The sequence below is a fragment of the Legionella maceachernii genome, assembly GCF_900167045.1.
Lineage (GTDB): Bacteria > Pseudomonadota > Gammaproteobacteria > Legionellales > Legionellaceae > Tatlockia > Tatlockia maceachernii.
This window is the reverse complement of sequence record NZ_FUXJ01000010.1, coordinates 88922-100221: the sequence shown is the minus strand read 5'-3', so window position 1 is coordinate 100221 and position 11300 is coordinate 88922. Positions and strand designations below refer to the sequence as shown.

Genomic DNA, 11300 nt, shown 5'->3' with positions numbered 1-11300 from the left:
TTATTATTTAAGGAAAAATATAATGGCTAAAATACTCTGTGTTCTCTACGATGATCCAGTCGATGGCTATCCTAATGCTTATGCACGCGATGATTTACCCAAAATAGAACGTTATCCGGATGGCCAAACCCTTCCTACGCCTAAGACCATTGACTTTGAGCCGGGTACATTGTTAGGCAGCGTATCGGGCGAGCTGGGATTGCGTAAGTTTCTTGAGGAGAGAGGCCATTTTTTTGTCGTTACTTCAGACAAAGATGGGCCTAATTCCGTATTTGAAAAAGAATTGGTTGATGCTGATGTGGTAATTTCACAGCCTTTTTGGCCAGCTTATTTAACGGCTGAGCGTCTTGCAAAAGCGAAGAAATTAAAATTAGTTATTACTGCAGGAATTGGTTCAGATCATGTTGATCTACAAGCTGCTATGGATAAAACCATTACCGTTGCCGAGATCACTTATTCCAATAGTATCAGCGTTGCTGAACATGTGGTCATGATGATTTTAGCTTTAGTGAGAAATTATCTCCCTTCGTATCAATGGGTGGTTGATAAAGGATGGAATATTGCTGATTGTGTGAGTCGCTCTTACGATCTTGAAGGGATGACAGTGGGTACAGTTGCAGGGGGCCGAATTGCTTTGGCCGTATTAAGGCGCTTAAAACCCTTTGATGTCAAATTACATTACACGGATAAACATCGGTTATCTGAAGCGATTGAAAAGGAATTAGGCCTTATTTTCCATGACAATGTAGAATCTTTGGTGCGGGTTTGTGATGTGATCTCGATCCATTGCCCCCTTACTCCTGAAACCGACAATCTATTTGATCAGCAATTGATTAGCAAGATGAAACGCGGTGCCTATCTTATTAACACAGCACGTGGCAAAATCTGTAATCGTGAAGCAGTTGCCAAAGCGTGTGAAACCGGTCAGCTTGCAGGTTATGCAGGGGATGTTTGGTTTCCGCAGCCCGCTCCCAAAGATCACCCCTGGCGGACAATGCCACACCATGGGATGACTCCGCACATTTCAGGCACTTCACTGTCAGCCCAGGCTCGTTATGCAGCAGGCACGCGTGAAATATTGGAGTGTTGGCTTGATGAACGGCCGATTCGCGATGTTTACTTGATTGTTAATCAAGGAAAGCTTGCAGGAACTGGTGCTCATTCTTATACCGCAGGGAATACCACAGCGGGTTCAGAAGAGGCGATTAAATTTAAGGAAAAACGCTAAGATCAGTCTTTGTCATTTCGAGAGTACTGAGGAAAACTCTACGTAAGCGCAAAAAACCGCGGTACGTAGAGCAATTTAAAGCGGTAGGTAGAGAGATTAAATAATGCCATAATTGGCTTTATTACGTGACAAAAGATGCCCATATTTTTTCTAAATTGAGAATGATTATCGATATCATTTGTGTTAAACTTACTCTATCTGTATCTTGCGATGGGACATCATGCGAATTACTGAACTAGTTAAGGGTGATCGTGTACGATTAATTGATTTTGGTCAAACTGATTTACTCTACCGAAGACGATTATTATCCCTGGGGATTACACGCGGTGTGGAACTCTCAGTGGTAAGAGTAGCGCCTTTAGGTTGTCCTGTTCAAGTAGAAGTACGTGGCACTTCGTTGACGTTACGGAAAGAAGAGGCCAACTCTATCGAGTGGGAGAGGATATGACGCAGCTTTTATTAGTGGGTAATCCCAACTGCGGCAAAACCACTTTATTCAATGCACTTACTGGTTCAAACCAGCGGATAGGAAACTGGCCTGGAGTCACTGTTGAAAAGAAAACAGGCAGTTTTATTTTAGAGGGGCAAACAATACAGGTCACCGATCTTCCTGGCATTTATTCGCTAGCCTCTTCGGGAGGTACTTCAAGCCTTGATGAGCAAATCGCGGCTAAGGCAATTATTAGCCTCGAGGCCGATGTCATTATCAATGTGATTGACGCTTGTCATATCGAGCGGCACTTGTATTTGACAAGTCAACTTCTTGAATTAGGGAAGCCCATGATTGTTCTGCTGAATATGATGGATATTGCAGAGCAGCGTGGTATTAGGATTGATATTAAAGGCCTATCAGCCCAGTTAAATACTCCTGTCCTTGCGATCCAAGCTCACAAACAGGTTGGGTTTGTAGAGTTACGGCAAAAAATAATGAATCCTGCTCCAGGCGCGAAATCGCTTAATTTTAATCTTCCTGAATCAATCAAATCCTCCTTATCATCCTTGGAACAGCAACTCCTCATTCAAAATGTCGATCCGCACTATATTAGTTATTATGCACGACGTATCTTAGAGGGTGATGAGGCGTTACTCGCTAATCTTTTAGGTGAGGATTATGAAAGTGAAGCTACCGATCCTGATCTGGATGTTATTCTTGCGGATGCGCGATATCAAAAAATACATCAAATTGTAAGAAGTGTGCAGCAAAAGCAGAGCGATGCGAGTGAGCATTTTACGGCAAAATTGGATCGGATCGTTTTACATCGCTTTTGGGCCTTCCCCATCTTTTTTGCCATGATGTACCTCATGTTTTTGTTCGCCATTAATATTGGTGGTGCTTTTCAGGATTTTTTTGACCTCAGTACCGATGCTATTTTTGTTCAAGGAAGTGCTAAACTATTAGCTTATGTTCATACTCCTGATTGGCTTATTGCATTAATTGCTAATGGCGTCGGTAAAGGAATTAATACGACCTTAACGTTCATTCCAGTGATTGCGGCAATGTTTTTCTTCTTATCGTTACTTGAAGCCTCAGGGTATATGGCGCGAGCTGCTTTTGTAGTTGACAAAGCCATGCGTGCAATGGGATTACCCGGAAAATCGTTTGTGCCCATGATTGTGGGTTTCGGTTGCAATGTGCCTGCGATTATGGCCGCGCGTACACTCGATTCTGAAAGAGAGCGATTACTGACTGTATTAATGAGCCCTTTTATGTCTTGCAGTGCTCGATTGGCCATTTATGCGGTATTTGTGTCTGCTTTTTTTCCGACAGGGGGCCAGAATATTGTTTTTTCGCTTTATCTAATTGGTATTCTCATGGCGGTATTGACGGGATTTGTTTTACGTAAGACCAGTTTACGCGGTCAAGCTTCACCGCTCATTTTAGAATTGCCCGCTTACCACAAACCAGCATTCAAACGATTAATTAAAGAAACTGCTCTGCGGTTACGTCATTTTGTTTTTCGTGCCGGGCGTTTGATTATTCCGATCTGTGTTATTCTTGGTGGTTTAAATGCATTAACCATTGAGGGTGGTGTAAGTGCAACTGAAGCCAACTCCCACTCTATTCTATCTTTGCTTGGCCAGTGGTTAACACCTCTCTTTGCACCCATGGGCCTGCATCAGGATAATTGGCCAGCTACGGTTGGTCTACTCACTGGCATGTTGGCCAAAGAGGTCGTTGTCGGTTCGCTAAACTCCCTTTATGCACAAATTGGGCACGTGGGACAAAGTGCCGTGACTCATTTTGATTTTTGGGGATCTTTACAAGCTGCTCTATGGTCAGTCCCACAAAACCTAGCACAACTAGGCGAGGCATTAATCAATCCAATTATCGCGAGCGCTCCGAGTGATGAACTCTCTCAATCGGTTTATGGCATGATGGTGAAGCGTTTTGATGGAAAGGCAGGGGCTTATGCTTATCTGCTCTTTGTTTTACTCTATATTCCTTGTGTTTCCACAATGGCGGTTATTCGCCAAGAAGCGAATCGCAAACTCATGTGGTTTTCTATCATTTGGTCACTTATTATTGCTTATGCTACAGCGGTTTTATTTTATCAATTCGCGACTTTTTCTGTTCACCCGCAGCAATCAATCATTTGGATATTGGGGATGCTATTTTCAGCTGGTATTGCTATTGGCGCGGTGCGCAGTAAGAGATTTGATTTGGGAGGAGCGCATGCTGCTACAAATTCGTGATTACTTGCGCCGCCATCGTGTGGCAAGTAATCAGCAAATTGCTAGGGAGTTTCAAATTGAGCTACAAGCATTGCAGCCCATGCTGGATCTTTGGCTTCGCAAAGGGGTAATTGCATGCTGTCAGGAAAAATCGGATTGTCAAAGCAGCTGCTTTAAATGCAAAACGCAACCTCCGGTTTATTACCAAACCTTAGAAGCATTTTGATATAAATGCCTATCTAATTTCAAAGTTGGGATAAATTTAACCAATTTTACAGTTTCTTAATGCTTTAAGGTCGTGCTCACCTACTTAATTTGCGCTAAGATAGTATAAAAGCTGATCGTAGGTATTGATATGGCAAATGTTGTAAACGAAATTCCTGAAGGCCGTTTAGAAGTTAGTATTGATGACGATCCCGTTGCATTAGTTGAACGAGTTTATCAATTATGGTGGCATTGGGCTAACTTTGAGTTGTATGTAGTCAGCCCTTCTATCCCTCCAGTGTTTCCACCCATTATCATTGAACCTGAAGTGATATCTGGTTCTAATGAAAAAGAGTTTGTGTACAATATTCATGACCATGGATTTAAATTAACCACCTCCAAAGGTGAGGACATGTACACCTGTGGAATGTCCATGTGTAAGCTGTTTAATACCATTGAGAAAATGATCCATTTACTCATCGAACGATTAAAATCCGGTGGAATTGACGAAGAAACGGAAGTACAAGTTGCTTTTGGCGGGCATATGATTGCCCAACGCAAAGCCTTCGAATCGGTTATTAACTTAACTTATAATGTGGTTGTTACTAATTTTGATCCGGGCGAATGGGGTGAAAATTATCTACGAATAGTGAAGCGATTGGCTGATAAAGGGTATGGTTACCCTCCCCCAGCCCCGCGAGAAACTCGTCTCATTCCCACGACGCCTGGTTTATCTCGCTAGCATCCATAGATAGGGCCCTAACAAGTTGCTATGTCCTAAGGACAAGTATTCTCATATTATTCAAATGTTTCTGCACTGATTTTATCATGATTTTCCTTGCTACTCGTTTGCCAGCGTTTAACAATTGGATGGTGAATATCAAATAAATCTAGTGCTCGTCCTATGGTATGATTAATTATATCGTCTATAGTTTCTGGATGATTATAAAAAGCAGGAACAGGAGGTGCGATAATCGCGCCAAGTTGAGTGACCTTGCACATGTTTTCTAGATGAATGAGGTGTAGAGGGCTTTCACGAGTGAGTAACACTAGACGTTTTCGTTCTTTTAAAATTACATCGGCAGCGCGAGTTAATAAGTTTTGGGTAATGCCATTTGCAATTTCGGCCAGAGTATTCATCGAACAAGGCGCGATAATCATACCGTCAGTACGAAAAGAACCGCTAGCAATGTTTGCTCCTAAATCGCAAATCGAGTAATGATAATCAGCTAAATCGTATAAGGCTTCTTTGGTTAATGTGGTTTCATAATGACGGGTTAGTTGCGCTGCCTGTGAGACTACTAAGTGGGTTTCTAGGGTAGCAAATTTACTGAGCATCTCAAGCAAGCGAATACCATAGATGATGCCCGAAGCACCGCTTATACCGATAATTAATTTTTTTTTTCTCGTCTTTTCTTGCATCATTTTGCGGTTTCCAAAGTCAAGGTAATTAATAGTTTAAAACGGGTAATCCTGCGATAAATTAAGTGTTCTCTGCTCAAATAGGGTTGTAAGTTTTCTTTCACAATCCTTGTTCTGGTAGTGAACTTCTATGCTAAGTTTTCTTATATGTTTCTTTAAATAAATGGCTATCAGGATGTAACACCTTTCTGATATCAATAATGTTTTCTCCTAATGTTTTAGATACAAAAAAACGATCTTTATCACCAAGATAGGCGGTTGCATCTAACCCCATTTTAGAGGATAGACCACGTATTTCAGCTGAAGGGTCAAGTTTTGACCCTAAGGCACGGTTAATTACCACCAAATCCCGATCAGCTTGGAAACGAGTTGCAACTGCCCATTCAATTTGATCGGGCGAATCAATATCAATATCCTCATCTACGACAATAACTAATTTGATATCGTAGTGCATACCAAAAGCGCAAGCGATAACATTTTTTGCTTGGCCATACTGATCTTTTTTCATTTTAATTACTAAGTGGTAGCGGCCTTGTCCACCTGGAGTTAGACGTAGATCAGTGACATTTGGAAAGTTATATCGCATGCGTTCCAAAATACTCGCTTCGCGTGGAACGCCACCTAAAACGATATTTTCAGCACCTGCAGGGTTATTGGTCTGATAGATTGGTGACTTGCGATGAGTAATACAATCAATTTGTACAATGGGTAGCATACTATAGCCAGTATAATATTTAGGAAATTCGCCAAAAGGCCCTTCTAAGCATCGTACATTGGGCAAAATGTGTCCTTCGATAGAAAATTCAGCTGTTGCTGGAATCATGATATCGTTAGTATACGATTTCACTACTGGCAGTGGTTTACCCCTTAATGCACCTGCGATTTCAAGTTCACATAAGTCAAGTGGTGCCATAGCTTGTGAGGCAAGTTGTACAATTGGATCATGGCCAATGGTAATGGTAACTGGCAGGGGTATATTCTGCTCCTCTGCATAACTAAAATAAGCGAATAAATCTTGTGGTAAAATGAGTATACTTAATTTATCGGGCGCTTGAACTTGCATACGGTGAATATCGAAATTCTGCTTTTTGGTGACTAGATTTTTAGCGTTCACGCATCCAGATGTAATAAAGGCAGCCGCATCTTTTTCATGATGGGTGACAATTGGTAATATTTTTTTGATATCAATGTCTTTTTTAATAACAACTTCATGGACGGGTGCCTTATCCTGTGGCACTTCTTTCCATGCTATAGGATGACTTACCGCATGTTGAAAGCGCGATAATAACTTTCCTGGATGAATCCCTAATGCTGCTGCAATCCAACTTCGTTGTTGTAAAATCCCCGTGACAACAGGGACGGTGTGGCCACAAAGCTTAGGAAAAAAACACGCTTTTTTACCCTCAAATTTATTCGCAATGTGCATTAAGTCATGCTTTAAATCCACGTCATCGCGAATAATACTAAGTAAGTCGTTATCATCTAAATAATGCAACCAATCACGAAGATCCTTCATTGTGATTCCTTAAAAATTATGACAGTCTAAAAAATCATAGTTCTGTTTGTTTTGCTCATCGTTCGGTTTTGTTGGTGCTGGAGAGGGGGGAGGCGTTGCTTTGAAAGTGATTAATATAACGACATTATAACCCTTGTGATATTCGGCACTCACTTTTTCAATGTTGTCCATAGCAACACCTCGTTCACTTAATATTTTTTCCGGATTAGCGAGCAAAGATGTTAAAAATTCACTATTTTTTTCAGCGCGTTTTTTTATTTTATGTATTTTATCGGCTAAATCCCTTAAAGTATCATCCATGTATATGCACCCTCTTATTGGTGGTAATTAGCAGCATAGCAGTAATTCTTAGCTAGGACTACTCCAATACCTATAATAATAAATATTGCCAGCGATACAGGAAATAACCAGCAATGTGATAAAAATTCAGAAAATCCAACTCAGGATTTGGTAAGGTATAACCTATGCACCGTTAGGTTTTATCTGCATGCAATAGATAAATCAAAGATAAACAAAAAAACGGTCACTGCTAAACATTAACAGGGATTTAATCTTTGGAGTTACAATTGCCATAAGGTGCTATGCCGACTCGGAAAGGGGCAAAGCTATCTATAGTGTTCTGCAAGTTATGGGCTAATACTTTTCAAGAATGAGTGGTTCTACTAAATTTCATGCGAATGGCTATTATTCCAGTAAATGCTGATTTTTCTTTTTACATGCAGTAAGCTCTTTCAAAGAGCTACTGTTAAGATCAGGAAAATTATGGTTACAAAGCATTTAACGGATTTAAGAGCCTATATTGAAGCATTAAAAGAAATTGGTGAGATCCAGGAAATAGAGCAAACCGTCGATTGGAATCTTGAAATTGGTGGTATTATCCGGCGGTCTTATGATTTGCGTGCGCCGGCTCCTTTATTTAATACTATTAAAGGCATTGAAAAAGGGTTTCGTGTTCTGGGTGCCCCTGCTGGGGCAAGTAGGCAACCTAAGTTGTTTTTATCCCGAGTAGCAATCTCATTAGGGCTGCCTCCTACAGCAAATGTCAATGAGATTTTAAATGTGCTTATTAATGCATATACAGTTAAACCTATTAAACCTACCATAGTTCAAACTGGCTTTTGTAAAGAAAATATTTTAAAAGACAATGACGTTAATTTGGAACGTTTCCCTGTTCCCTATATTCATGATGGGGACGGCGGGCGCTATTTTAATACCTGGGGTACTATTGTAGTTAAAACTCCCGATGGAAGTTGGACAAACTGGGGTTTGTCACGTTTCATGCTACTTAATGATAAGTGTTTAATATCTGGGGTGGTTCCTAAACAACATACCGATATAATTTATTCTATGTGGAAAGAGAAAAAGCAACCCATGCCATTTGCTATTTTCCAAGGTGGTGCGCCCATTATCCCTTTTATTTCAGGCTTGGCGATTCCGGAAGGAGTGAATGAAGTAGATGTGATTGGCGGCATTATAGGACAACCGTTAGAGCTGGTTAAATGTGAAACAGTAGAGCTCTTTGTTCCTGCTAATGCTGAAATAGTCGTTGAAGGAACAATGAGTTATGACGAATTAGTCAGTGAAGGTCCTATGGGTGAGTTTTCGGGTAATTTATGCACAGCAAGTGAAAATACTAAGCCCGTTATGCACATAAGTGCAATCACTTATCGTAATTCTCCTATTTTACCTGTTGTGGCTGCTGGTTATCCTATCGAAGAGAACCATACTTGTTGGGCACTGGGTATGTCTGCTAAGATTTTGGCTGATTTACGAGCAGCCAATTTTCCTGTAACAAGTTGTTTTATCCCATTTGAAACTGCGGTGCATTGGCTAGTTATTACCGTAAGTAGAGACTATATTTGGAGCCAAAAAAATGCTGGCCATTATTTTGTTGACGCACTGATCACAAAAGTAAAGGAAGTGTGTTTCAATATTAAACCGGCTATTTTTATTGCCAAAATAATCTTAGTGGCTGACGACATTGATCCAAGTGATATTAATCAAGTATGTTGGGCGTTTGCTACTCGTTGTCGCCCTAAAGATCATCTAATTTCAGAAAATGAACCTTTACCTATGCCTCTTTTAGGTTTTCTAACGAGTCGTGAAAAAGCTAGCTTAAAATCCGATAAAATTATCTATAATTGCTTGCGTCCTGAAGAATGGACACGTCAGGAAATTCCCATACCTGCAACCTTTGAGAGATCCTGGCCTGAAGAAATAAAGAATAAAATTCTTAGCAATTGGGAAAGCTATGGATATAAAATTAAATAGCTAATAAAGGGTGTTAACCTTAATTAAACATTTTTTATCAATAGGTTATCTGTGCCAGCATATCCCATAGCGCATCTGAATTTTGCACGTTCTATAGACTCGTTCTTAAGAAGTGGCTAATTTTTTGGATAAATAACGCTAACCCATCGAGCTTTGATTCAGCAGGCAATCTTTTCTCTCTTATATTGTTCTTTTGATGCAGGGTTTTAAGGTGACGTTGATGCTTCAGTTTTGTGTTATCTTCAATAACAATATATCTGTATTTAGTTCAATAAAGGCAGTATTCATTTTATTAAGGCCTTGACTATAGGCGTTTGAAGTAAAATGTACTGGTATATGCTCATTTAAAACTCAGCATGCTAAATAAGCATAAAGGGTATTCACTTAATTTTTCCGTAGCTAATTTTTTGCTAATCTTTTTTTCCTACACTTTCAGTAATTCTAAGTTTGACAATGTGTGTCATCTTTACCACACAACTTTAATTTGCTTAGTGGACTTAAAAACATGCCTAATCACTTTGAATTCATGAGAGACCTTTATAAAGGAGAAAGAGAAGGAAAAGCAATACAACGTTTTATTCTGGGCGACAACCTTTTGCATATTGCTGCGAGCTTGGCTACTCTTGACGAATTGGAAGCGACGATAAAATGGTTGGGTAATGAAGCCAATTTATTAAGTAAGCTGTACAATTCTGATAATAGATTGCCCTTGGATATTGCAGCAAATTCTAATGGGCCTCAAAAAAACGAAATTTGTCGTTTAATTGATGAAATTATGATCGATAAATCATTTACTCCTTTAAAACCCTCACGTACGTTTGAGCAAATTAGAGCAGATAACACACATTTTATAGAAAAAAATCCTCTTCTTTTGAAATTATTACAATATGGCTATATGGCCTACTCCCTATCCCAAAATATGATTAAATGCTGTCTCATAAGTTCGGAAAGTAATGAATTAGACCTAGAAGCATACAAAAAAAAGTGTAATGATTTTTTTGCCATGCGTGATGAATATAATGATGAAATTGAGAATGAAGAGGAGGAATCTGAGCAAGAAAAATATCAAATTGATCTCGAGGAACTAGAGCCTATTAATGATGAGATGTTCGAAGAGAAGGTTGGCCAATTAAGTAAAGACGAAAGGACTTATAATCATTTAAACATTATCATAAAACATATTTTTCAACGACAGATTGGTAGTTGTTTTGAATATGCTTGTGTTAATCTTTATCATTTGCTGTATCTAAACATTGAAGAGTTATCAACTCACAATCTCTCCATTGAACTATTTAGAATTCAAAATAACTATTCATCTTTTGCTTCGTGTAATCATGTGGTTTCAGTTATTGGACGTCGTTTAAATAGTAATCCTAGCGATTATAAAACCTGGGGCAATGCAGTAATAGTTGATGCTCATGATGTTTATGTAAAAGATTTAATGCCTCAAAAGCTACGTTTGTTTTTTGACATTCCTAATCAAAAAAATGCAGGTATTGTTAGTATTCCTTTTAATCCAAATGCCCATGAGACAGTTCTTGTGCCTGATATGAATTTCTCGACAAAATATGTGCAAAACTTTACCTCGGATCTTCTAAAAATCAGAGCATTAAAAAAGAATTCTTTTTTTTCTAACCATACTACAGAATCGCTTAATGAGGAACCAAAGAATTATAGGTTAAGAAATAACTATCCAGCTTAAGGTACAAAATTCGGATAAAAAGAAAAGAGAATCTTATAATAGTATTTCAAATTCAGGATATTGTATTGTTGTAAATAATGCGTTGACTGATAACCCACCTAACATAACAATTACCATTTCTTTTAAGCGGTCTTAATTGCTCTTTTATGACTTTAGGCAATGCATTGAAATAAGGGGAAGCGTTAATATTTCAAGACAAACTTTTTAGCATTATATTGGGCAAGATGGTAACTCTCGCAAGTATGGCAAGCAAGCAATTTTAGAAAGTGGTGGACGTATCAAAC

At 39.2% G+C, this 11300-nt stretch carries 10 protein-coding genes; 7 read left to right on the top strand and 3 right to left on the bottom strand.

Annotation, left to right across the window (positions count from 1 at the left end):
• The first annotated feature begins 22 nt into the window (after positions 1 to 22).
• From B5D33_RS09980 to B5D33_RS09960, 5 genes are all read left to right on the top strand, one after another.
• Entirely contained in the window at positions 23 to 1228 is a 1206-nt protein-coding gene (locus B5D33_RS09980; protein ID WP_058451904.1) for an NAD-dependent formate dehydrogenase, read from the top strand.
• A gap of 220 nt (positions 1229 to 1448) precedes the next feature.
• Positions 1449 to 1676 (top strand): FeoA family protein, encoded by a 228-nt coding sequence (locus B5D33_RS09975; protein ID WP_065239987.1) that lies wholly within the window; start codon positions 1449 to 1451, stop codon positions 1674 to 1676.
• Positions 1673 to 3922: a Fe(2+) transporter permease subunit FeoB gene (gene feoB, locus B5D33_RS09970; RefSeq protein WP_058451903.1), complete on the top strand. Its 2250-nt coding sequence runs from the start codon at positions 1673 to 1675 to the stop codon at positions 3920 to 3922. The genes B5D33_RS09975 and feoB overlap by 4 nt, the downstream gene beginning before the upstream one ends.
• On the top strand, positions 3903 to 4127 hold the full coding sequence (locus tag B5D33_RS09965) for a FeoC-like transcriptional regulator (RefSeq protein WP_058451902.1): 225 nt from the start codon (positions 3903 to 3905) through the stop codon (positions 4125 to 4127). The genes feoB and B5D33_RS09965 overlap by 20 nt, the downstream gene beginning before the upstream one ends.
• Before the next feature lie 129 nt (positions 4128 to 4256).
• Complete coding sequence (locus tag B5D33_RS09960) at positions 4257 to 4847, top strand: hypothetical protein (RefSeq protein WP_058451901.1); 591 nt, start codon at positions 4257 to 4259, stop codon at positions 4845 to 4847.
• 56 nt (positions 4848 to 4903) lie between these two features.
• Here the strand turns inward: B5D33_RS09960 and B5D33_RS09955 are convergent, their stop codons facing one another.
• The 3 genes from B5D33_RS09955 to B5D33_RS09945 all read right to left on the bottom strand — a co-directional run bounded on the left by B5D33_RS09955 (position 4904) and on the right by B5D33_RS09945 (position 7343).
• Positions 4904 to 5530, bottom strand: coding sequence for a UbiX family flavin prenyltransferase (locus B5D33_RS09955; protein WP_115304845.1), 627 nt, complete (start codon positions 5528 to 5530; stop codon positions 4904 to 4906).
• A gap of 130 nt (positions 5531 to 5660) precedes the next feature.
• Positions 5661 to 7043, bottom strand: a complete 1383-nt coding sequence (locus tag B5D33_RS09950; RefSeq protein ID WP_058451900.1) for a UbiD family decarboxylase — start codon at positions 7041 to 7043, stop codon at positions 5661 to 5663.
• 9 nt (positions 7044 to 7052) lie between these two features.
• Complete coding sequence (locus tag B5D33_RS09945) at positions 7053 to 7343, bottom strand: hypothetical protein (RefSeq protein ID WP_058451899.1); 291 nt, start codon at positions 7341 to 7343, stop codon at positions 7053 to 7055.
• 462 nt (positions 7344 to 7805) lie between these two features.
• Here B5D33_RS09945 and B5D33_RS09940 point away from each other — a divergent pair, with 462 nt between their 5' ends.
• Together B5D33_RS09940 and B5D33_RS09935 are read left to right on the top strand one after the other, a co-directional pair.
• Positions 7806 to 9314: a UbiD family decarboxylase gene (locus tag B5D33_RS09940; protein ID WP_058451898.1), complete on the top strand. Its 1509-nt coding sequence runs from the start codon at positions 7806 to 7808 to the stop codon at positions 9312 to 9314.
• Positions 9315 to 9819: 505 nt separating this feature from the next.
• Positions 9820 to 11016 carry a hypothetical protein gene (locus B5D33_RS09935; protein WP_058451897.1) on the top strand — a complete coding sequence of 399 codons (1197 nt, stop codon included), beginning with the start codon at positions 9820 to 9822 and terminating at the stop codon, positions 11014 to 11016.
• Positions 11017 to 11300: the final 284 nt, after the last annotated feature.

Bases quoted from the DNA above. Each gene is read 5' to 3' on its own strand.
- B5D33_RS09960 (WP_058451901.1), top strand. From the start codon at position 4,257: ATGGCAAATGTTGTAAACGAAATTCCTGAAGGCCGTTTAGAAGTTAGT.
- B5D33_RS09980 (WP_058451904.1), top strand. From the start codon at position 23: ATGGCTAAAATACTCTGTGTTCTCTACGATGATCCAGTCGATGGCTAT.
- B5D33_RS09955 (WP_115304845.1), bottom strand. From the start codon at position 5,530: ATGATGCAAGAAAAGACGAGAAAAAAAAAATTAATTATCGGTATAAGC.
- feoB (WP_058451903.1), top strand. From the start codon at position 1,673: ATGACGCAGCTTTTATTAGTGGGTAATCCCAACTGCGGCAAAACCACT.
- B5D33_RS09950 (WP_058451900.1), bottom strand. From the start codon at position 7,043: ATGAAGGATCTTCGTGATTGGTTGCATTATTTAGATGATAACGACTTA.
- B5D33_RS09965 (WP_058451902.1), top strand. From the start codon at position 3,903: ATGCTGCTACAAATTCGTGATTACTTGCGCCGCCATCGTGTGGCAAGT.
- B5D33_RS09935 (WP_058451897.1), top strand. From the start codon at position 9,820: ATGCCTAATCACTTTGAATTCATGAGAGACCTTTATAAAGGAGAAAGA.
- B5D33_RS09940 (WP_058451898.1), top strand. From the start codon at position 7,806: ATGGTTACAAAGCATTTAACGGATTTAAGAGCCTATATTGAAGCATTA.
- B5D33_RS09975 (WP_065239987.1), top strand. From the start codon at position 1,449: ATGCGAATTACTGAACTAGTTAAGGGTGATCGTGTACGATTAATTGAT.
- B5D33_RS09945 (WP_058451899.1), bottom strand. From the start codon at position 7,343: ATGGATGATACTTTAAGGGATTTAGCCGATAAAATACATAAAATAAAA.